The sequence below is a fragment of the Burkholderiales bacterium genome, assembly GCA_036262035.1.
Taxonomy (GTDB): domain Bacteria; phylum Pseudomonadota; class Gammaproteobacteria; order Burkholderiales; family SG8-41; genus JAQGMV01.
In genome coordinates this window covers 198,029-218,122 of the sequence record DATAJS010000005.1, presented here as the reverse complement: position 1 = coordinate 218,122, position 20,094 = coordinate 198,029, and the positions used below count along the sequence as shown (strand labels likewise).

Annotated in this window: 20 protein-coding genes; 16 read left to right on the top strand and 4 right to left on the bottom strand. The window is 66.2% G+C overall.

Features of this window, described 5'->3' with window-relative positions; genetic code table 11:
• Nucleotides 1-67: 67 nt before the first annotated feature.
• The 13 genes from VHP37_03975 to VHP37_03915 all read left to right on the top strand — a co-directional run bounded on the left by VHP37_03975 (nt 68) and on the right by VHP37_03915 (nt 11,214).
• Nucleotides 68-793 carry an RNA methyltransferase gene (locus VHP37_03975; GenBank protein HEX2825478.1) on the top strand — a complete coding sequence of 242 codons (726 nt, stop codon included), beginning with the start codon at nt 68-70 and terminating at the stop codon, nt 791-793.
• Nucleotides 794-935: 142 nt separating this feature from the next.
• On the top strand, nt 936-1,655 hold the full coding sequence (gene cysE / locus VHP37_03970) for a serine O-acetyltransferase (protein HEX2825477.1): 720 nt from the start codon (nt 936-938) through the stop codon (nt 1,653-1,655).
• Nucleotides 1,656-1,827: 172 nt separating this feature from the next.
• Nucleotides 1,828-2,322, top strand: coding sequence for a Fe-S cluster assembly transcriptional regulator IscR (gene iscR / locus VHP37_03965; GenBank protein ID HEX2825476.1), 495 nt, complete (start codon nt 1,828-1,830; stop codon nt 2,320-2,322).
• Entirely contained in the window at nt 2,319-3,467 is a 1,149-nt protein-coding gene (locus VHP37_03960) for a cysteine desulfurase family protein (GenBank protein HEX2825475.1), read from the top strand. Before iscR ends, VHP37_03960 begins: the two co-directional genes overlap by 4 nt.
• Nucleotides 3,468-3,478: 11 nt before the next feature.
• Entirely contained in the window at nt 3,479-3,814 is a 336-nt protein-coding gene (locus tag VHP37_03955; protein HEX2825474.1) for an iron-sulfur cluster assembly accessory protein, read from the top strand.
• A complete protein-coding gene (sufB, locus tag VHP37_03950) occupies nt 3,811-5,244 on the top strand; it encodes a Fe-S cluster assembly protein SufB (GenBank protein ID HEX2825473.1) in 1,434 nt (477 codons plus the stop codon). Before VHP37_03955 ends, sufB begins: the two co-directional genes overlap by 4 nt.
• Nucleotides 5,241-6,029 carry a Fe-S cluster assembly ATPase SufC gene (gene sufC / locus VHP37_03945; protein HEX2825472.1) on the top strand — a complete coding sequence of 263 codons (789 nt, stop codon included), beginning with the start codon at nt 5,241-5,243 and terminating at the stop codon, nt 6,027-6,029. The genes sufB and sufC overlap by 4 nt, the downstream gene beginning before the upstream one ends.
• Nucleotides 6,026-7,324: a Fe-S cluster assembly protein SufD gene (gene sufD, locus VHP37_03940; GenBank protein ID HEX2825471.1), complete on the top strand. Its 1,299-nt coding sequence runs from the start codon at nt 6,026-6,028 to the stop codon at nt 7,322-7,324. The genes sufC and sufD overlap by 4 nt, the downstream gene beginning before the upstream one ends.
• Before the next feature lie 8 nt (nt 7,325-7,332).
• Nucleotides 7,333-8,574: a cysteine desulfurase gene (locus tag VHP37_03935; GenBank protein ID HEX2825470.1), complete on the top strand. Its 1,242-nt coding sequence runs from the start codon at nt 7,333-7,335 to the stop codon at nt 8,572-8,574.
• Between the two features lie 120 nt (nt 8,575-8,694).
• A complete protein-coding gene (locus tag VHP37_03930) occupies nt 8,695-9,189 on the top strand; it encodes an SUF system NifU family Fe-S cluster assembly protein (GenBank protein ID HEX2825469.1) in 495 nt (164 codons plus the stop codon).
• Nucleotides 9,190-9,291: 102 nt separating this feature from the next.
• The gene (locus VHP37_03925; GenBank protein ID HEX2825468.1) at nt 9,292-9,855 is read left to right on the top strand and encodes a NifU family protein; all 564 of its coding nucleotides are present in this window, start codon (nt 9,292-9,294) and stop codon (nt 9,853-9,855) included.
• Nucleotides 9,855-10,175 (top strand): non-heme iron oxygenase ferredoxin subunit, encoded by a 321-nt coding sequence (locus VHP37_03920; protein ID HEX2825467.1) that lies wholly within the window; start codon nt 9,855-9,857, stop codon nt 10,173-10,175. Before VHP37_03925 ends, VHP37_03920 begins: the two co-directional genes overlap by 1 nt.
• Nucleotide 10,176: 1 nt before the next feature.
• On the top strand, nt 10,177-11,214 hold the full coding sequence (locus VHP37_03915; protein ID HEX2825466.1) for a metal-dependent hydrolase: 1,038 nt from the start codon (nt 10,177-10,179) through the stop codon (nt 11,212-11,214).
• On the opposite strand, the gene serB is transcribed toward VHP37_03915, so the two are convergent.
• The gene (serB, locus tag VHP37_03910; GenBank protein ID HEX2825465.1) at nt 11,208-12,047 is read right to left on the bottom strand and encodes a phosphoserine phosphatase SerB; all 840 of its coding nucleotides are present in this window, start codon (nt 12,045-12,047) and stop codon (nt 11,208-11,210) included. The genes VHP37_03915 and serB overlap by 7 nt on opposite strands.
• Before the next feature lie 105 nt (nt 12,048-12,152).
• Here serB and VHP37_03905 point away from each other — a divergent pair, with 105 nt between their 5' ends.
• The 3 genes from VHP37_03905 (at nt 12,153) to VHP37_03895 (ending at nt 13,300) form a co-directional block, all read left to right on the top strand.
• Nucleotides 12,153-12,524, top strand: a complete 372-nt coding sequence (locus VHP37_03905) for a hypothetical protein (GenBank protein HEX2825464.1) — start codon at nt 12,153-12,155, stop codon at nt 12,522-12,524.
• Nucleotides 12,525-12,542: 18 nt separating this feature from the next.
• On the top strand, nt 12,543-12,851 hold the full coding sequence (locus tag VHP37_03900; protein ID HEX2825463.1) for a hypothetical protein: 309 nt from the start codon (nt 12,543-12,545) through the stop codon (nt 12,849-12,851).
• Nucleotides 12,852-12,934: 83 nt separating this feature from the next.
• Nucleotides 12,935-13,300, top strand: a complete 366-nt coding sequence (locus VHP37_03895; protein HEX2825462.1) for a hypothetical protein — start codon at nt 12,935-12,937, stop codon at nt 13,298-13,300.
• A 65-nt stretch (nt 13,301-13,365) separates the two neighbouring features.
• Here the strand turns inward: VHP37_03895 and VHP37_03890 are convergent, their stop codons facing one another.
• The 3 genes from VHP37_03890 to mfd all read right to left on the bottom strand — a co-directional run bounded on the left by VHP37_03890 (nt 13,366) and on the right by mfd (nt 20,010).
• The gene (locus VHP37_03890) at nt 13,366-14,976 is read right to left on the bottom strand and encodes an ATP-binding protein (protein ID HEX2825461.1); all 1,611 of its coding nucleotides are present in this window, start codon (nt 14,974-14,976) and stop codon (nt 13,366-13,368) included.
• Nucleotides 14,973-16,448 (bottom strand): ATPase domain-containing protein, encoded by a 1,476-nt coding sequence (locus VHP37_03885; protein ID HEX2825460.1) that lies wholly within the window; start codon nt 16,446-16,448, stop codon nt 14,973-14,975. Before VHP37_03885 ends, VHP37_03890 begins: the two co-directional genes overlap by 4 nt.
• Nucleotides 16,449-16,596: 148 nt before the next feature.
• Nucleotides 16,597-20,010, bottom strand: coding sequence for a transcription-repair coupling factor (mfd, locus tag VHP37_03880; protein ID HEX2825459.1), 3,414 nt, complete (start codon nt 20,008-20,010; stop codon nt 16,597-16,599).
• Nucleotides 20,011-20,094: the final 84 nt, after the last annotated feature.

Sequence of the window (20,094 nt, the reverse complement as noted above, 5' to 3'; positions counted from 1 at the left end):
AGCGGCACTGCCGGGAAGGCGCGTATTGTAGTGGTTCGGACCTGTTTTAGCTGAATCCTGAGTCCTGATGCTGAATCCTGCACTTTCAAACGTCCGCATCGTCCTGTGCGAGACGAGTCATCCCGGCAACATCGGCGCCGCCGCGCGCGCGATGAAGACCATGGGATTGTCTCGCCTGCATCTGGTGAACCCGCAGCGCTATCCCGATCCGGAAGCGGTGTGGCGCGCGTCGCGCGCTGCGGACGTGCTCGATAGCGCGAAGGTGGAAACGACCCTGGACGCGGCGTTGCAGGAATGCGCTTTTGCGATCGCGTGCACTGCGCGCCCCCGCGACGTCGCCGTCAGCGCGATGTACGCACGCGAGGCGGCGGCGCGCGCGATCGAGATCGCGGGGACGCAACCGGTCGCGCTCGTCTTCGGCAACGAGACGTCCGGGCTCACGACCGAGGACGTCAACAAATGCAACGTGGTCGCGTCGATACCGGCCAACCCGGAGTATTCGTCGCTGAATCTCGGCGCAGCGGTGCAGGTCTTCGCGTACGAGCTGCGGATCGCGGCGCTCGGTCCCGCGCCGGCCGAGCCCGTGCCGGAGCGCGCGACGCACGAGCAGGTCGAGGGCTTCTACGCGCATCTCGAGCACGCCATGGGTGAGACCGGCTTCCTCAATCCCGAGCAGCCCAAGAAGCTCATGCCCAAGCTGCGGCGGCTCTTCGCCCGGGCGGAGCTCGAGCCCGTGGAGGTCAATATCCTGCGCGGGATCCTGACGGCGATGTCGAAGCCGAAAAAGCGATAAGGGCCACCCTAACCCTCCCCCTGAGGGGGAGGGGATTGTCCGAGGCATCGCCTCCGGTTTCTACCCGTTCACCCGTTCACGCTTTTTTGCCCTACCTTTGATAGTTGATTAAAATAGTCGGCTTTCATTCGCGGCCGACGTCATGTTCGCCCGACTCAAAGAAGAAATCGCCGTGGTCTTCGAGCGCGATCCCGCCGCCCGCAACGCCTGGGAGGTGGTGACGTGCTACCCGGGCTTCCACGCGATGCTCTTCCACCGCCTCGGTCACAGGCTCTGGCGCGGCGGCTTCAAGTGGCTGGCGCGCTTCGTTTCGCACATCGGGCGGTGGCTCACGGGCATCGAGATCCATCCCGGCGCCACGATCGGCCGGCGCTTTTTCATCGATCACGGAATGGGGGTCGTCATCGGCCAGACCGCGGAGATCGGCGACGATTGCACCCTGTACCACGGAGTTACGCTCGGCGGCACGTCGTGGAACCCCGGCAAACGCCATCCGACGCTGGGCAACGGCGTGGTCGTCGGCGCGGGCGCCAAAATCCTCGGGCCCATCGTGGTCGGCGACGGTGCGAAGGTGGGCTCCAACGCGGTGGTGGTGAAGCCGGTGCCGGCCGGGGCCACCGCGATCGGCATCCCGGCGCGCATCGTCGAGTCGCACGACAACGGCCGGTTCGCGGCATACGGGGTGGTGCGCGACGCCAACGATCCGCTCGCGCAGGCGCTGCACGAGCTGATCGATCACAGCTCCGACACCGACAAGCGCATCGAGCACATCCTGGCGGAGCTCAGGCGTCTGGGCGTGAAACTGGGGGACGAAAAGAGCGCGCATTTCGACCCCGAGCACCTGAACCGAATTGTTGACTGAAACAGTCGGATAAGCGTATAGTCGACTAAAACGGTATGTTATTTGTGACCAAATCAGGCGGCGGCGGAACTGCATCGCCGCACATCGGCGGACGGCGGCGGTCGCGCCCCGCTGAAAAACGCAAGCAGCGGATGTAAATCGCTGATTCACCGGATTTTTAGTGAGGTGAGCCATGAGGCTGACGACCAAGGGTAGGTTCGCGGTGACCGCGATGGTCGATCTCGCGCTGAGGCAGGGGGGTGGTCCGGTCACGCTGGCCGAGATCAGCTCGCGTCAGAAGATTTCTCTCTCCTATCTGGAGCAGCTCTTCGGCAAGCTGCGGCGGCGCTCGCTCGTCGACAGCGTGCGGGGGCCGGGCGGCGGTTACCGCCTCGCACGCGATATGGGCGGGATCTCGGTTGCCGAGATCATCCTCGCGGTCGACGAGCCGATCGACGCCACGCAGTGCGGCGGCAAGGAGAACTGCCGTGACGAGCAGAAGTGTCTGACCCACGACCTGTGGGCGGAGTTGAACAAGCGGATCTTTGCCTATCTCGAGTCGGTGACGCTCGGCAAGCTCGTCGAAGACCAGCGCACGAAAGACGCCGGCGTCAACACGGTCCACGACATGCGTACGAAGCCCATCCCTGTCGCGGCCGACGAGCCGCAGACGCCCGTGACGCAATGACCCACGTCTACCTCGACCACAACGCGACGACGCCGCTCGACGAGCGCGTGCTCGAGGCGATGCTGCCGTACCTGAAGAATCAGTACGGCAACGCATCGAGCCGGCACGAGCTCGGAACGGTTGCGCGCAAGGCGGTCGACAGGGCGCGCGAGCAGGTGGCTCAGCTCGTGAACGTACAGCCGACGCAGGTCGTGTTCACTTCGGGCGGTACCGAAGCGAACAACCTCTTCATCCGCGGCGGCGCGGGCTACCTCAAGCCCTCGCAGATCGCGGTCAGCGCGATCGAGCACCCGTGCGTCGCCAAACCGGCGCAGGAGCTCGCGCGCCAGGGGTGGAAGGTGCGCAAGCTCGCCGTGACCCGCGACGGCGAGATCGACCTCGCGGACGTCGCGGAAGCGTTGAAAGAGCCCACCGGGCTCGTGTCGGTGATGCTCGCGAACAACGAGACCGGCGTGGTCCAGGACGTCGCCGCCGTGGCGGCGCTGGCGCGCAATGCGCGTGCGTGGATGCACACCGACGCGGTGCAGGCGCTGGGCAAGATCGACATCGACTTCGGCGCGCTCGACGTGCACGCGATGACGATTTCGGCGCACAAGATCTACGGCCCGAAGGGCGCAGGCGCTCTCGTCGTCGACAAGCGTATAGAGCTGCGGCCGCTGATCGCGGGCGGCGGGCACGAGCGAGGCATGCGTTCGGGTACCGAGAACGTTCCGGCGATCGTGGGTTTCGGGGCGGCTGCGGAGATCGCGCGCGAGCGCTTCGTCTCGCTCGCGGAACGGTTCGTGGGCCTGAAGGCGAAGCTCGAACAGGGCCTGCACCAGGCCGGCGCCGTGATCTTCGGCGAGCGTGCGAAACATCGGATCGCGAACACCACGTACTTCGCGTTCCCGCACATCGACGGCGAGACCCTGGTGGTGGAGCTCGACAAGCTCGGTTACGCGGTGGCCGCGGGCGCCGCGTGCTCGAGCGCGAGCACCGAGCCCTCGGCGACGCTGATCGCGATGGGCGTCGACCCCGAGCTCGCGCGCGGCGCGGTGCGGCTTTCGCTCGGCGCGCAGAACGGACTCGAAGAGATCGACGGTTTCATCCGGACGGTGCAGGCGCTGGCGAAGCGGCTGCGCGGTCTCACCGCAATGACGACGTGACGGACAACGGCATGACGATACGACTGACAGAGAGCGCGGCGAAACAGATCCAGGCGCAGCTCGCCAAGCGCGGCAAAGGGCTGGGCCTGCGCGTGGGCGTGAAGAAGGTCGGCTGCTCGGGCTTCGCGTACACCTACGACTACGCGGACGAGGTCCGCGAGGGCGACGCGACGTTCGAATCGCACGGCACCAGGGTCGTGGTCGACAGCAAGAGCCTCGACTTCCTGAACGGCTCCACGCTCGACTTCGTCAAGGAAGGGCTCAAGCAGGCGTTCAAGTTCGAGAATCCGAACGTCGACGCGATGTGCGGTTGCGGCGAGAGCTTCAGCGTGAAGGAAAAGGCGTGAGCAGCGTACTCGATCAACTGGTCAACAAGCCTTACGAGCACGGTTTCCGCACGGAGATCGAGTCCGAGACCGCGCCCAAGGGGCTCAACGAGGACATCATCCGGCTCATCTCTTCGAAGAAGAACGAGCCGGAGTGGCTGCTCGACTTCCGGCTCAAGGCCTATCGCCACTGGCTCACGATGGAAGAGCCGCGCTGGCCGAACGTGCATTATCCGAAGATCGACTTCCAGGACATCCACTATTACTCCGCCCCCAAGGCTGCGAAAAAGAAGAGCATGGATGAGGTCGATCCCGAGCTCCTGCGCACCTTCGAGAAGCTCGGCGTGCCGATGAACGAGCGCGCGGCGCTCGCCGGCGTCGCGGTCGACGTCATCTTCGACTCGGTGTCGGTCGCGACGACCTACAAAGAGAAGCTCGCCAGGGTCGGCATCATCTTCTGCTCGATCTCGGAAGCGGTGCAGAACCATCCCGAGCTCGTGCAGAAGTACATGGGCAGCGTCGTCCCGACCGGCGACAACTATTACGCCGCTCTGAATTCCGCGGTGTTCACCGACGGATCGTTCGTCTTCATCCCGAAAGGGGTGAAGTGCCCGATGGAGCTCTCGACCTACTTTCGCATCAACACCGAGGAATCGGGTCAGTTCGAGCGCACGCTCATCATCGCGGAAGAAGACGCGAGCGTCTCGTATCTCGAAGGCTGCACCGCGCCCAAGTTCGACACCAACCAGCTGCATGCGGCGGTGGTCGAGCTGGTCGCGCTCGATCGCGCCGACATCAAGTATTCGACGGTGCAGAACTGGTACGCCGGCGACGAGAACGGCAAGGGCGGGATCTACAACTTCGTGACCAAGCGCGGGCTGTGCAAGGGTGTTGCGTCCAAGATCTCGTGGACCCAGGTCGAGACCGGCTCGGCGATCACCTGGAAGTACCCCTCGTGCGTGCTGCTCGGCGACAACTCCATCGGCGAATTCTATTCGGTGGCGCTGACCAACCACATGCAGCAGGCCGACACCGGCACCAAGATGATCCACCTCGGGAAGAACACCCGCAGCACGATCGTCAGCAAGGGCATTTCCGCCGGGCGCTCGAACAACAGCTACCGCGGTCTCGTGAAGATCGGCGCCAGGGCGGCCGGCGCGCGCAACTACTCGCAGTGCGACTCGATGCTGATCGGCCAGAAGTGCTCGGCCAATACCTTCCCGTACATCGAGGTGAACAACCCGACCGCGAAAGTCGAGCACGAGGCGACGACTTCGAAGATCGGCGAGGACCAGCTCTTCTATTTCCGCAGCCGCGGCATCGGCACCGAGGAAGCGGTGTCGATGATCATCAACGGATTCTGCAAGGACGTGTTCCAGCAGCTCCCGATGGAGTTCGCCGTCGAGGCGACGAAGCTCCTCGGGCTCAAGCTCGAAGGCAGTGTGGGATGAAAAACGAACAAGGCAAGATCGTCCTCGAGGTGCGCGGGCTCACCGCGAACGTCGCGGGCGTACCGATTCTCAAGGGCATCGACCTCGCGATCCGCGAGGGCGAGATCCACGCGATCATGGGGCCGAACGGCTCGGGCAAGAGCACGTTCGCGAAAGTGCTCGCGGGCCATCCGTCCTATGAAGTGACCGGCGGCACGGTGCAGTTTCTCGGTCAGGACCTGCTGACGATGGAGCCCGAGGACCGCGCTCGGGCGGGCATCTTTCTCGGATTCCAGTACCCCGTCGAGATTCCCGGCGTCACCAACAGCGCTTTCCTGCGGCTCTCGTACAACACCGTTCAGGCTGCGCGCGGCAAGGACGAGCTCGACCCGCTCGAGTTCGACGACTTCGTGCGCGAGAAGATCAAGCTCCTCGAAATGGATCGCTCGTTCCTCGATCGCAGCGTGAACGAAGGTTTTTCGGGCGGGGAGAAGAAGCGCAACGAGATCCTCCAGCTCGCGGTGCTCGAGCCCAGGCTCTCGATCCTCGACGAGACCGATTCGGGCCTCGACATCGACGCGTTGCGCGTCGTGGCGAACGGCGTGAACAGCCTGCAGCGTCCCGACAACGCGTTCGTGCTGGTGACGCACTATCAGCGCCTGCTCAACTACATCGTGCCCGATTACGTGCACGTGATGCAGGGCGGCCGCATCATCAAGACCGGCGGCAAGGAGCTCGCGCTGGAGCTTGAAAACAAGGGTTATGACTGGGTAGTCGAAGAGTACAAGGCCGCCGCGACCGCATGACCACCGCCGTCCATCCGTACATCGACTCGCTGCTTTCCGGCACGCGGGACCTCCCGCGCGCCCCGGAAGCGTGGCTCAACGACCGCCGCGGCGCCGCGCTCGAGCGCGCCAACGCGCTCGCGGTGCCGACCACGCGCGAAGAGGAGTGGCGCTTCACCGACCTCGCTCCGCTGACGCGCCTGACGTGGAAAGCGCCGGGCGGCCGCGCTGCGCTGACCGCGGATGCGATCGCGAGCTATGTCGTCCCCGAAGCCGGCGCCCGCCTCGTGTTCGTCGACGGGGTCTACGCGCCGGCGCTCTCGCATACCGACGGCTGCACCGGTGTGGTCGTCGCCGCGCTCGCCGAAGCGCTCAAGCGCGGGGTCGCGCTCGAGCCCCACCTCGCGAGGCACGCCGATTTCGAGCGCAACGTCTTCGTCGCCCTGAACACCGCGCACCTCAAGGAAGCGGCGGTGGTGCAGATCGGCAAGGACGCGGCGTGCGACAAGCCGGTCCACGTCCTGCACCTCGCGACCGAAGCCGGCACCGCCGCCTACCCGCGCTGCGCGATCGTCGCGGAGCGCGGCGCACAGTGCACGGTGATCGAGGAATACCAGGCGCTGACGGCGGATGCGTACTTCAACAACAGCGTCACCGAAGTCGTCGTCGCGCCGAACGCGAATCTGCGGCACGTTAAGCTCCAGCTCGAAGGCGCCAAGGCGTTCCATATCGCCGCATGCGCGGTGAAGCTCGCGCGCGACGCGTCGTACACCTCGCAGACGATCAGCGTCGGCGCGCGGCTCTCGCGCTACGAGCTCGGCGTGCACCTCGGCGGCGAAGGCGGTTTCGCGCAGGTCGACGGCCTCGCGCTGATCGGCACGCGGCAGCTCGCGGATACCCACACGACGCTCGACCACGCGCACCCGAACTGCCGCAGCGTGCAGCTCCACAAGACGATCGTCGGCGGTGCCGCGCATGCCGTGTTCAACGGCAAGATCTGCGTCAGGGCGGGCGCGCAGCAGACCGATTCGGCGCAGGAGAGCCGCAACCTGCTGCTCTCGGACAAAGCCACCGTCGACACCAAGCCGCAGCTCGAGATCTTCGCCGACGACGTGAAATGCGCGCACGGCGCGACGGTCGGCCAGCTCGACGCCGACCAGCTTTTCTATCTCAGGAGCCGCGGCCTGCCCGAGCAGGCGGCGCGCAACCTCCTCACCTATGCGTTCGGCGCTTCGGTGATCGAGCGCATTCCCGTGCCTTCGCTGGTGCAGCGGCTGGAGAAGCTCGTGATGGCGCAAACGGGCGCGGCGGCGTAAGGAACGATATGACTGCAAGAGATCCTGCACTCGCTCTCGACATCGCGGCGATCCGCAAGGACTTCCCGATCCTCGACCTCACGGTGAACGGCAAGCCGCTCGTCTTCCTGGACAACGCGGCTTCGAGCCAGATGCCGCAGCCGGTGATCGACCGCTGGGTTCGATACGAGACGAGCGAGCACGCGAACATCCACCGCGCGGTGCATTACCTGTCCGAAAAAGCGACGGCGGAATACGAGGAAGCGCGGCGCAAGGCACAGCGCTTCATCAACGCGCCGGACGAGCATGCGGTGATCTTCACCAGCGGCACGACCGACGGCATCAACCTCGTCGCGCACGGCTACGGTCGCAAGTTCTTCCGCGCGCGCGACGAGATCATCCTGACGACGCTCGAGCACCACTCGAACATCGTGCCGTGGCAGATGGTCGCCGAGGAGAAGGGTGCTTCGATCCGCGTCGTACCGATCGACGACGCGGGCCAGCTCGACATCGAGGCGTACAAAAAGCTCTTCAACGCCAACACCAAATTCGTCGGCGTGACCCACGTCTCGAACGCGCTCGGCACGATCAACCCGGTCAAGGAGATGATCGCCATCGCGCACTCGCACGGCGTACCGGTGCTCGTGGACGGCGCGCAGGCCGCGCCGCACCTGCGCGTCGACGTGCAGGATCTCGATTGCGATTTCTACGCGTTCTCGGGCCACAAGGTGTGCGGCCCGACCGGGATCGGCATCCTCTACGGTAAGCGCGAGCTGCTGGAGAAGATGCAGCCGTTCAAGGGCGGCGGGGACATGATCCTGAACGTCACCTTCGAGAAGACGACCTACAACACCATCCCCCACAAGTTCGAGGCGGGCACGCCGCCGATCGCCGCCGCGATCACCCTCGGCGCCGCGATCGATTACCTGACCGGTGTCGGCATCGACACCATCGCCGCGCACGAGACCGATCTCCTCGACTACGCGACGCGCGAAGTGAACGCGACGCCGGGTATCCGCATCATCGGCACCGCCGAGCGCAAGGCCGCGGTGCTCTCGTTCGCGGTGGACGGCGTGCACCCGCACGACGTCGGTACGCTGCTCAACGAGGAAGGGGTGGCGATCCGCACCGGTCACCATTGCGCGCAGCCCGTGATGCAGCGCTTCAAGGTGCCCGCGACGTGCCGCGCGTCGTTCGCGTTCTACAACACGATGGAAGAGGTCGACGCACTGGTGGCGGCGATCAGGAAAGTACAAAAGGTCTTTGGATAAGGAAAAAGTGATGAGGTAGAGGTGATGAGGAAAAGGTGATGAGATAAAGGTGACAAGAACCGCTTCATCACCTTCATCTCATCACTCTCATCACCTTCATCTCCTCACCTCTTACGAAAAATGGCTGATTCCAAACAGCTCTACCAGGAAGTGATCCTGGACCACAACAAGAAGCCCCGGAACTGGGGGGCGCTCGCCGACGCGACGCATCAGGCCGAAGGCCTGAACCCGCTGTGCGGCGACCGCCTGCAGCTCGGCGTGAAGGTCAACGGCGAGACGCTGGAAGCGATCGCGTTCGAAGGCGAGTCGTGCGCGATCTGCAAGGCTTCGGCGTCGATGATGACGACCGCGGTGAAGGGCAAGCCGCGCGCGGATGCCGAGCAGCTCATCCAGGAATTTCGCGACATGGCCACCGGCAACCTCGACACGGCCAATCAGCCTCATCACCTCGGCCGGCTGACCGTGTTCTCCGGCGTGCGCGACCTGCCGACGCGCGTGAAGTGCGCGATCCTGCCCTGGCACACCCTGCACGCTGCGCTGAACTCGATGGGCACGACGTCGACCGAGGCCGACGACGACCCGATGCACGAGCCGACGCCCGGCGGCGTTGCCTAACGCCAACGCCGAGTGTCAAGTGTTGAGTGTTGAGTGTTTAGTGAAAAATCACTTCAACCCCACTCAACACTCAACACTAAACACTCAACACTAGACTAGACGATGCCCAAGATCGCCGAAATAGAGCCGACGCCGAATCCGAACGCGATGAAGTTCATCCTCAAGGAGCCGCTCACCTGGGGGATCACGCGGTCGTACGACAATGCCGGCGCGGCCGAGAACGATACGCTCGCGGCGGCGCTGTTCGACATCGAGCACGTGACGAACGTGTTCTACGTCGACCACTGGATCACCGTGACGCAGGACGGCCAGGCCGACTGGGACGAGCTTCTGCGCGATCTGGCCAAGCCGATCCGCGAAGCGCCCGCCGCCGACGAGAACACCGCCGCCATGACGTCTCAGGCCGCCGCGCCCGACGTGTCCGAGATGTCCGAGGTCGACCGCGAGCGGCTCGACCGCATCAACGAGATCCTCGACGAGCAGGTGCGGCCCTATCTCCAGGGCGACGGCGGCGACCTCTACGTGCTCGGCCTCCAGGGCAACACGCTCACCGTCCACTACCAGGGCGCGTGCGGAAGCTGCCCGAGCTCGCTGTCCGGGACGCTCGCGGGCATCGAGAGCCTGGTGAAGCAGATCGAGCCGGACATCGAAGTCGTCGCGGTCTGATGAGCGACTGGGTCACCGTCGCGCGCGCCGACGAGCTCGCGCCGGGACAGTGGCGCGCGGCCGACATCGACGACGCGCGCATCGTCGTCTTCAATATCGACGGCACGTATTACGCGATCGAGGACGTCTGCACCCACGACGGCGGCCAGCTCACCGGCGGCTCGATCGAAGGCGACGAGATCGTGTGCCCGCGCCACGGCGCGCGCTTCTGCATCCGCACCGGCGAGGCGCTCACCGCGCCGGCCTACGAGCCGACGGCGAAGTTTCCGGTGCGCGTCGAGAACGGCGAGGTGCAGGTGCGGGACGACCGATGGGACTGAACTGGACACGCTTACCCATGCGCTGAGCGGCGCGTTGATTGCGCGCGCGACTGCGTCGCGCGCGGATGCGCTGCCGCTTGGCCGGCGCATGCTCGTCGGCGCCGCGGCGGCGGCTTTTCCCGATCTCGATTTCGTGACCGGCTACATGGGCCCGCTCACGTATCTGCACCAGCACCGCGGCGTCACGCATTCGTTGCTGCTGCTGCCGCTGTGGGCGGCATTCGTGGCGCTGGCGTTCGCGCTGCTGTGGCGCTTCAAGCCTTCCTATCGCGCGTATCTGGGCATCGCCGCGATCGGTATCGTCGCGCACATCGCGGGCGATCTCATCACGTCGTTCGGCACCATGATCTTCGCGCCGCTGTCGGATGCGCGTTACGCGCTGTCGACGACGTTCATCATCGACCTGTGGTTCAGCGGCATCATCCTCGCGGGACTCGCGGCATCGGCACTATGGCGCCGAACGCGCGCGCCGGCCGTCATCGGTCTTGCGGTGCTCGCGGGCTACGTCGGCTTCCAGTGGACGCTCCAGCAGCAGGCCGTCGACTTCGGCAGGCGCTATGCGAGCGCAGCGGGACTCGATGGCGCGCGCGTCAGCGCGGTGCCGCGGCCGGTGTCGCCGTTCAACTGGACGGTGTTCGTCGAGCACGACGGACGCTACCGCTACGCCCACGTGAACCTGGTGCGCAAGCGCGCCCTGCCGGAGCCCGGCGCCGAGACGCCGTTCATCGACCGGCTCGACGCGCCGTATCGGCCGCTCGCCGACGCGGAGTGGATGCCGGCCGGCGTGTACGGCGCCGGCGACGAGCTCGCGCTCGCGCGCGAAGCGTATACGCAGCCGTCGTTTCGCTTCTTCCGCTGGTTCGCCGCCTACCCTGCGCTCCTGCGGGTCGACGGCGCGGGCCCCTGCGTGTGGTTCCACGACCTGCGATTCCTCACGCCGGGGAGGAACACCCCTTTCCTGTACGGGATGTGCCGCGACGGCGACGCCGCATGGAAGCCGTTCCAGTTGCTGGGCGAGGCGCGCCGCGCGGTTTACTGACCGTGGTTGAAGAGCGGCAGCACGCCTGAGAGATCGACGTAGTTCAGCGCGTACGTCGTCTGACCGCGCACGATGGGCTTCGCGTGGTACGCGATGGAGACGCCGCATTCGCCCATGAACTTCAGATCGTTCGCGCCGTCGCCGATGCCGACGATCTGTTCGCGACGGATCCCGAGCAGGTCGCGCACTTCGAGCAGCGCCTCGCGCTTGCGGTCGGCATTGACGATCTCGCCGATGACTTCGCCGGTGAGCTTGCCGTCGGCGAGCTCGAGGCAGTTGGAGCGCGTGTAATCCAGCCCGAGCTTCGTTTTGAGCCGATCGGTCACGTAGGTGAAACCGCCGGAGACGAGGAGAGTTTTCAGGCCCGAGGCTTTCGCCGCCGCGAGCAGCTTGTCGGCGCCGGGCGTGAGCTTCACGCGCTCGTCGAACACGCGCGCGAGCGCGTCCTCGCCGAGGCCCTCGAGCACCGCGACGCGGCGGCGCAGGCTCTCGTTGTATTCGATCTCGCCGCGCATCGCGGCTTCGGTGATCGCCGCGACTTCCTTTTTCAGCCCGACCATGTCGGCGAGCTCGTCGATCGTCTCGATCGTGATGAGCGTGGAATCCATGTCCATCACGAGCAGACGGAAATCGGACAGGCGGCGCCCATCCGGCACGTAGCCGTAGTCGAGGCGCGCGGCTTCGCACAGCGCCGCGACGCCGTCGTCGGCACGCGCACCGCGCAGCCGGAAAGCGTTCGGCGTCATCTGCTCGATGCCTTGCGAGCCGGTGAGCTTCGCGGCGTTCTTCAGATCGCCGGTTTCGATCTCGGTGCCTTGGAGGATCAGGTCCATATTGCGAAAGCGAATGCGCAAAGGGCGCGATTATACCGAGGCCCCTGCAAGGTTTTCACCCACCTGGGCACACAGCTTGCGGCTGCCGGGGCAAAGGAGACAGCTATGGCGAGCACATTGATGGGCGGCCGTGGTAAGGACCGCGAGATCCAGAAAGGGCACGGCACCGGCGCGCTCGGGCCCAGCGACACCAGCGACAGCGCGAGCGACATCGCGGGCGGTCCGGGCATCATCGAAGGCGATGTCATCGGGCTCGACCACGGCACGAACGAGGACCTCGAGACGCGCGCCCCCACGGCCGGCGTGGACATCGGCGACTCGGATCTGGACAGCGATTCGGATTCGGTCGGTACCGGCGAGCACATGACGGCGGGAAGGGACCCCGGCGGCGCCGCGAATCGCGACGTGTTGCCCGATCACATCGAGCGGGTGCCCGATGTCGATATCGAAGACGAGAGCGAGGACACCGGGCGCTGATCCACCTTGGGAGGGGCGATGTACCTGGTCCAGCTCCTCCTGCCGCTGTACGACAATTCCGGACAGCGCTTCTCCAGCGCGAGCTTTGCAGACGTCGCGGACGAACTTACCGATCGTCACGGCGGGGTGACTGCGTACCTGCGCTCGCCGGCCGAGGGTTCCTGGCGCGAAGGCGACGGCCCCGTCGATAAAGATGAAGTTGTCATGTTCGAGGTGATGGTCGATCATCTCGACCGCGACTGGTGGTCGCGCTATCGCGCGGCGTTGGAAACCCGCTTTGCCCAGGACGAGCTCGTGGTGCGCGCGACGGCCATGGAACGCCTTTAGCGAGGAAAGTTCCCCGGGCCGGCACATCAATTGCTAAACCGGCAGTGCATTTTTGCGTGTGTGAACCCTCAGAGGAGAGAAGCGTGAACATCAAACGTAGCGGGTATCTGTTGTTGGTGATGGGTGCATTGGCGCTTGCGGCATGCGAGAAGAAGGAATCGACCACGGTCGTGCCGGGCGGCTCAACCGCTGCTCCGAGCGGTTCTTCCTCGTCGTCGACCACGACCGAGAAGAAAGAGACGGTCGTCGTGCCGGGCGGCTCGTCTTCTTCGTCGTCGACCACGACCGCGCCGAGCACCGACTCGTCCTCGTCGGCATCGGGCGGCACCTCGAGCAGCAGCGGCGGCGGCGCCATGGGCGGCTCTTCGTCGTCGAGCACCCCGAGCGGCGGTTCGTCTGCGTCTTCGAGCAGCCCCAGCGGCTCGAGCTCGTCGTCGACCAGCAAGTAAGCGGATATCGGGTCGGCGCGTCGAACGCGCCGACCTTTTCCTTTTTCAGTGTTCGGCGCTTCGCGTCACGCCGGCGTCCGCTCGTCGTCCATCGCATCGGTCGAAGCGGCGCCCGCGACGACGCGGATGATCGTCGCCGGATCGACCGGCTTCACGAAGTGATGCGCGAAACCCGCGGCGCTTGAGCGCCGGCGGTCCTCTTCCTGTCCCCAGCCCGTGATCGCCACGAGCAGCGGCTTGCGCTCGGCGAGCCCGTCTCCGATGCGGCGCGCGGTCTCGTAACCGTTCAGATGCGGCATGCCGATGTCGAGCAGCACGACGTCGGGGCGCCAGATGCCCGCCGCGGCGACCGCTTCCAGCCCGTCGTAGGTGACGCACACCTCGTTGCCGGCAAGCCTCAGCATCGAGGCGAGACTGTCGGCGAAGTCGCGGTTGTCGTCGCACACCAGCACGCGCTTGGGAATAGCGTGCGGCCGCGCCGAAGTACTGCCGGCGAGCGGCTTCGCCGCCGGCGCCGGTGCGGCGAGCGGCAGGCGCACGACGAACTCGCTGCCTCTGTTCAATCCGTCGCTGTGCGCTTCGATCGCGCCGCCGTGCAGGCGGACCAGCCACTGCGAGAGCGACAGCCCGACGCCCAGGCCCCCGCGGCTCTGCTCCAGCGAGCGGCCGACCTGCGTGAACATCTCGAACACCCGCTGCAGGTTCTCCGGCGCGATGCCGATGCCGTTGTCCTTGATCCGCACGCACACCTCGTCGCCGCGGCGCTCGGCGCTCAGGCGTATGTGTCCGCTGTGCGGCGTGTACTTGGCGGCGTTGTTGAGCAGGTTGGAGAACACCTGCGAGAGCCGCGTGGGGTCGGCGTTGAGGTGGAGCGGTTCCGCGGGCAGATCGACCTCGAGCGCGTGACCGAGCGCCTCGATCGACGGCCGCGTGAGCTCGATCGCGCTGTCGATGACCGCGCGCAGCGTCACCGGCTCGCGCCTGAGCTCGAGCTTGCCGTGGCTGATGCGAGAGAGATCGAGCAGATCGTCGATGAGGCGCGCCATCTGGCGCACCTGCCGCTCGAGCACCGACTGCGCCTGGTCGCGCGCGCTTTCGTTCTTCGGCGCGATGCGCATGATCTCGAGCGCGGTGCGCATCGGCGCCAGTGGATTGCGAAGCTCGTGCGCGAGTGTGGCGAGGAACTCGTCCTTGCGGCGGTCCGCGGCGCGCAGCGCTTCGGCGTAGCCCTCGCGCTCGGCGATGTAGGAGCGGATCTGGTACTGGCGGCTGCGCGAGCGCAGCGCGCTGTGCACCGCCGAGACGAGCGTCGGCACGCGCGTCGGGCGCTCGAGCACCGTGACGTTGCCGAGGTTGTCGAGCGCCTCGTTGATGATCTCCGAGTCGGCCCCGCGTTCGGACAGCAGGAGGATCGGCGGCTCCGACCACGGCGGCTGTTGCGCCAGCACCGCGATGAGGTCGCGATACGCGCCGTCGGCGAGCGCCTCCTCGGCGATGAGCAGCGCCGCGCCGCCTTCGTGCAGGCTGCTGCACAGCTCGAGCATGTCCGCGCATCGCTTGCAGCGCACGCCGGCGTCCTCGAGCACGCTGCACATGAGCTCGCCGTCGCGGCCGGTGGGCGCGAGCATCAGCACGCGCTCGTCGATCTCGGACCGCGGGCCCGGCAGCACCGTCACGCCCCCTCTTTCAGCGGCATGGCCGAGCGCTCGTCGTAGACCGGCACCCCGGTGAGCACGCCGCGGAACTGGCGCAGCGGCTCGCCGACTTCGATACCGCCGGCGGTGAGCCGGAACTCCCGGATCGTCCGCTCGTGGGCGCCGCCGCGTTTCTTCACGACCGAGATCGCCTGGTGCACCTCGCCGCCGGATTCGAAATATCGCAGCAGCACGACGGCGTCGGCGAGATAGCTCGCGTCGGCGGGCGTCGCCATGTTCGATCCGATGATTCCGCGTTGCGCGCCGACGAGGATCGTCGCTACGCCGCGCTCCCCGAGATAGGTCAGGAGCTCGTGAAGCTGTATCAGCAGGAAGCGCTCTTCGGGCAGCGCGTTGAGATAGCCGTTGAGGCTGTCGATCACGATCACCGACGCGCCGCCGTCGGCGGCGTCGATGATGGCGTGCATCAGCTCACCCGGGCACAGCTCGGCGGGATCGACCTGCTGGGCCGTCACGTGCCCCGATTCGATGTGGCGGCGAACCTGCAGATTGAGCCCGTCGCACCGGCTCATCAGCGTGCTCACGCTCTCGTCGAAGAGGAACATCGCGGCGCGCTGGCCGCGCTCTGCGGCCGACACGGCGAAACCGACCGCCAGCGTCGATTTGCCGCACCCCGCCGCGCCCGCGATGAGCGTGCTCGTCCCGCGTTCGATGCCGCCGCCCATCAATGCATCGATTCCCGCGATGCCGCTCGCGAGCTTCTCGGCCTGTAAGCCGTGGCGCGCTTCCTTCGCGACTAGGCGCCGGAATACGACGAGGCCGCCCTTGCGGATGACGAAGTCGTGATAGCCGCCGCTGTAGGCGTGCCCGCGATACTTCAGCACGTGCAGCCGCCGGCGCTCGTTGCCGTATTCGGGCTGGTTGCGCTCGAGTACGAGTATGCCGTGCGCAAGCGTCTGGACGTGCAGCTCGTGGTCGGCGGTCGAAGAGTCGTCGAGCACGAGCACGGTACATTTGCGCTCGGCGAGGAACTGCTTCAGCGCGAGGACCTGCCGCCGGTAGCGCAATGTGGACCCGGCGAGGAGCCGCAGCTCCGAGAGCGAATCGAAGATGACGCGGCTGGGATTCACGCGATCGACGATCTCGCGGATCGCTCGCGTGGTCTCGGAAAGCTCGACCTCGGACGGATGGAACACGGTGTACTGCTGGTCGCTGCGCAGCGCGTCCTGGGACGGCGTCACTTCGAACAGGTGCAGGCCGTCGAGCGTCCAGCCGTGCGACGTCGCGACCGCCGTCAGCTCCTGCTTCGTCTCCGAGAGGGTGATGTAGAGGCCGCTCTCGCCGCGTGCCCGGCCTTCCAGTAAAAATTGCAGCGCGGTTGTAGTCTTGCCAGCGCCCGGCGGGCCCTCGACGAGATACAGTCGTTCGCGGGTGAGACCCCCGGCGAGAACTTCGTCGAGGCCCTTGATTCCGGTCGCGGCGAGGCCGGACAGACGTCCTTGGTCGGAAGACGAGGGCGCCGCACCCTCTCTGGTGTGTTCTCCTGGAGTCGCCACGGGTCGATGTCGATCAATGAATATGACAAGGGAGTTCGCAGTGTAAGTTCGACGCGCCCGTTGCAAGAGGTATGCCAGTTTCGCGCTAACCCAACTCCGTAAAAGCCTGCCGTATCGCGGTCATCTTCGACGGCAGATCGGGCAGCTTGGCTTCGATGCGTATCCCGTTCGGGCCCGCGAGCTTGTAGTTGCGGCGGCTCTGCACGAGCTTCAGCACCTTGATCGGCTCGATCGGCGGATTCGGCACGAACTGCAGCTGCACCGCCGCGTCGGTCGCGTCGACGCGCGCGATGCCGAGCGGCTTGCCGAGCAGCCGCAGGCGATGGCTTTCGACCAGCGCGCGCGCCTGATCGGGCAGCGGGCCGAAACGGTCGATCAGCTCCTCGCGCAGGAGCGTGAGCTCGTCCTCGTTCTCGGCGCTCGCCAGGCGCTTGTACAGGACGAGCCGCTCGTGCACGTCGGCGACGTAGTCGTTCGGCAGCAGCGCCGGGACGTGCAGGTTGATCTCGGTGTTGATGCCCAGCGGCTGGCTGAGATCGGGCTCCCGGCCGTTTTTCAGCGACTTCACCGCGGTGTCGAGCATCTGGCAGTAGAGGTTGAAACCGACCTCCTGCATCTCGCCGCTCTGCGACTCGCCCAGCACTTCGCCCGCGCCGCGGATCTCGAGGTCGTGCATCGCCAGGAAGAAGCCGGAGCCCAGCTCTTCCATCATCTGGATCGCTTCCAGCCGCTTCTTCGCCTGGGCAGTGACGTTGCCTTCTTCCGGCAGCAGCAGGTAGGCGTACGCCTGATGGTGCGAGCGGCCGACGCGGCCGCGGAGCTGGTGGAGCTGCGCCAGACCGAAGCGGTCGGCGCGGTTGATGATGATGGTGTTGGCGGTCGGCACGTCGATGCCGGTCTCGATGATCGTCGTGCACAGCAGCACGTTGAAGCGCTGCTGGTAGAAGTCGCGCATGACGTGCTCGAGCTCGCGCTCGCGCATCTGGCCGTGGGCGATGCGGATGCGCGCCTCGGGCACGAGCTTCATCAGCATCTCCTCCATCTGTCCGATCGAATCGACTTCGTTGTGGAGGAAGTACACGAGGCCGCCGCGCTTGAGCTCGCGCAGCACCGCTTCGCGGATCAGCGCCTTGCTGTAGCGCGAGACGAAGGTCTTGATCGCCAGCCGCCGCTGCGGCGCCGTCGCGATGACCGAGAAATCGCGCAGCCCTTCGAGCGACATCGCGAGCGTGCGCGGGATCGGCGTCGCGGTGAGCGTCAGCACGTCGACTTCGGCGCGCAGCGCTTTCAGCCGCTCCTTCTGGCGCACGCCGAAGCGGTGCTCCTCGTCGATGATGACGAGCCCGAGGTTCTTGAACTTGACGTTGCCCTGCACCAGCTTGTGCGTGCCGACGACGATGTCGATCCTGCCTTCGGCGATGCCTCTGAGCGCTTCGTTCGTTTCCGCGGTGGTGCGGAAGCGCGAGAGCTCGGCGATCTTCACCGGCCAGTCGGCGAAGCGGTCGGAGAACGTGTTGAAGTGCTGCTCGGCGAGCAGCGTCGTCGGCACCAGCACCGCGACCTGCTTGCCGTCGGCGACCGCGACGAACGCCGCGCGCAGCGCGACCTCGGTCTTGCCGAAGCCGACGTCTCCGCAGACGAGGCGGTCCATCGGCTTGTTGCTCTTGAGATCCTCGACCGTGGCAGTGATCGCGGCGGCCTGATCGGCGGTCTCCTCGAACGGGAAGCTCTCGGCGAACGCCTCGTAGTCGTGCTGCTTCACCTGGAACTCGTGGCCGACGCGCGAGGCGCGTTGCGCATAGATGTGCAGCAGCTCGGCCGCGGTGTCGCGCACCTGCTGCGCCGCCTTGCGCTTGGCCTTCTCCCATTGTCCGCTCCCCAGCGTGTGCAGCGGCGCCTGTTCGGGCGACGCGCCGCTGTAGCGGCTGATGAGGTCGAGGCTGGAGACAGGGACGTAGAGCTTCGCGCCGTCCGCGTACTCGAGCGTGAGGAACTCGGTCTCGCCTTCGCCGAGATCCATGCTCTGCAGGCCGAGGTAGCGGCCGATGCCGTGCTGCTCGTGCACGACGGGATCGCCGACCTTGACCTCCGACAGGTCGCGCAGCATGTACTCGTTGGTCGCGCGCCGCACTTCGCGCTGGGTGCGCTGCTGCCGGACCTGCGCCGCATAGAGCTCGTTCTCGGTGACGATCGCGAGGCGGGCGCTCTTCAGCACGAACCCGTTGTGCAGCGGCCCGCTGCCGAGCATCACCTTCTCGTTCGAGGTGACGAAGTCCTCGAACGTCGCGGCCGCGGCGGTGGACAGCGCATGCTCGAGGAAGTACTCGTGCATGGTCTCGCGGCGTCCGGCGCTCTCGGCGAGCAGCAGCACGCGTCCGTCGTAGCCGTCGACGAAGGCGCGTATGCGGTGCAGCGGATCGTCGGCTCGACGTTCCACGGCGAGCGGAGGCAGCGACTCCGTCGCCGCCTCCTGCTCGCTCCCGCTTTCTGCACCCGTGAGCTCGAGCCTCGGGTAGTCCTTCAGCGCGCCGAAGAGCTCGTCGGCGGCGAGGAACAGCGCCTTCGGCGGCAGCACCGGGTTGGCGAGATCGCCTTTGAGCAGCGAGTGCCGGCTGTTCGTATCGCTCCAGAACGCGTCGATGCACGTCGCCAGGCGCGGGTACACGCACACCGTGGTGTTCTCCGGCAGGTAATCGGCGATCGTCGCGGTGCCCTCGAAGAAGAGCGGCATGTAGTACTCGATGCCCGCGGTGGCGATGCCCTTGGAGACGTCCTTGTAGACGCGCGAGCGCGAAGGATCGCCTTCGAACGCCTCGCGGAAGTTGCGGCGGAAGCGCTTCTGCGCGTCCTCGTCCATCGGGAACTCGCGCGCGGGCAGCAGCCGCACGTCCTTCACCGGATAGATGCTGCGCTGGCTGTCGACGTCGAAGCTCCTGATCGTCTCGATCTCGTCGTCGAAGAGGTCGATGCGGTAGGGCACTGCGCTGCCCATGGGAAAAAGGTCGATGAGACCGCCGCGGAAGCTGTACTCGCCGGGTGCTACGACCTGCGTCACGTGCGCGTAACCCGCGAGCGTCAACTGCCGGCGCAGCTCCGCGCCGTCGAGCTTGTCGCCCTGCTTGAAGAAGAAGGTGTGGCCGGCGAGGTACGACACCGGCGGCAGGCGGTAGAGCGCGGTCGTCACCGCGACGATGACGACGTCGAACTCGCCGTGCATCGTCTGGTACAGCGTCGCGAGCCGTTCCGACACGAGATCGCTGTGCGGCGAGAAATGATCGTACGGCAGCGTCTCCCAGTCGGGAAACAGATGCACCTTGAGCTTCGGCTCGAAATACGGGATCTCGTCGATCAGGCGCTGCGCGTCCCACGCGTTCTCGGTGACGACCAGGAGCGGCCGCGCGCGTGCAGCCAGCGTCGCGATGGCGAGCGCGTCCGAGGAGCCGTGCAAAGGCGCGGTGTATTCGCGGCGCCCGGCGTCGGGCACGGGGAGGTGAAGCATGTTACCTGCGGAAAAGTCGGGAATTATAGAGACTGAGTGCCGGCCGCACCGGGATTGCTTCGTCGCTTGCGCTCCTCGCAATGA

Coding starts and splice junctions, on each gene's coding strand:
- VHP37_03900 (HEX2825463.1), top strand. CDS start 12,543: ATGTACCTGGTCCAGCTCCTCCTGCCGCTGTACGACAATTCCGGACAG.
- VHP37_03905 (HEX2825464.1), top strand. CDS start 12,153: ATGGCGAGCACATTGATGGGCGGCCGTGGTAAGGACCGCGAGATCCAG.
- VHP37_03960 (HEX2825475.1), top strand. CDS start 2,319: ATGACCCACGTCTACCTCGACCACAACGCGACGACGCCGCTCGACGAG.
- cysE (HEX2825477.1), top strand. CDS start 936: ATGTTCGCCCGACTCAAAGAAGAAATCGCCGTGGTCTTCGAGCGCGAT.
- mfd (HEX2825459.1), bottom strand. CDS start 20,010: ATGCTTCACCTCCCCGTGCCCGACGCCGGGCGCCGCGAATACACCGCG.
- VHP37_03920 (HEX2825467.1), top strand. CDS start 9,855: ATGAGCGACTGGGTCACCGTCGCGCGCGCCGACGAGCTCGCGCCGGGA.
- VHP37_03935 (HEX2825470.1), top strand. CDS start 7,333: ATGACTGCAAGAGATCCTGCACTCGCTCTCGACATCGCGGCGATCCGC.
- VHP37_03925 (HEX2825468.1), top strand. CDS start 9,292: ATGCCCAAGATCGCCGAAATAGAGCCGACGCCGAATCCGAACGCGATG.
- sufC (HEX2825472.1), top strand. CDS start 5,241: ATGAAAAACGAACAAGGCAAGATCGTCCTCGAGGTGCGCGGGCTCACC.
- VHP37_03955 (HEX2825474.1), top strand. CDS start 3,479: ATGACGATACGACTGACAGAGAGCGCGGCGAAACAGATCCAGGCGCAG.
- serB (HEX2825465.1), bottom strand. CDS start 12,047: ATGGACCTGATCCTCCAAGGCACCGAGATCGAAACCGGCGATCTGAAG.
- VHP37_03930 (HEX2825469.1), top strand. CDS start 8,695: ATGGCTGATTCCAAACAGCTCTACCAGGAAGTGATCCTGGACCACAAC.
- VHP37_03975 (HEX2825478.1), top strand. CDS start 68: ATGCTGAATCCTGCACTTTCAAACGTCCGCATCGTCCTGTGCGAGACG.
- sufD (HEX2825471.1), top strand. CDS start 6,026: ATGACCACCGCCGTCCATCCGTACATCGACTCGCTGCTTTCCGGCACG.
- iscR (HEX2825476.1), top strand. CDS start 1,828: ATGAGGCTGACGACCAAGGGTAGGTTCGCGGTGACCGCGATGGTCGAT.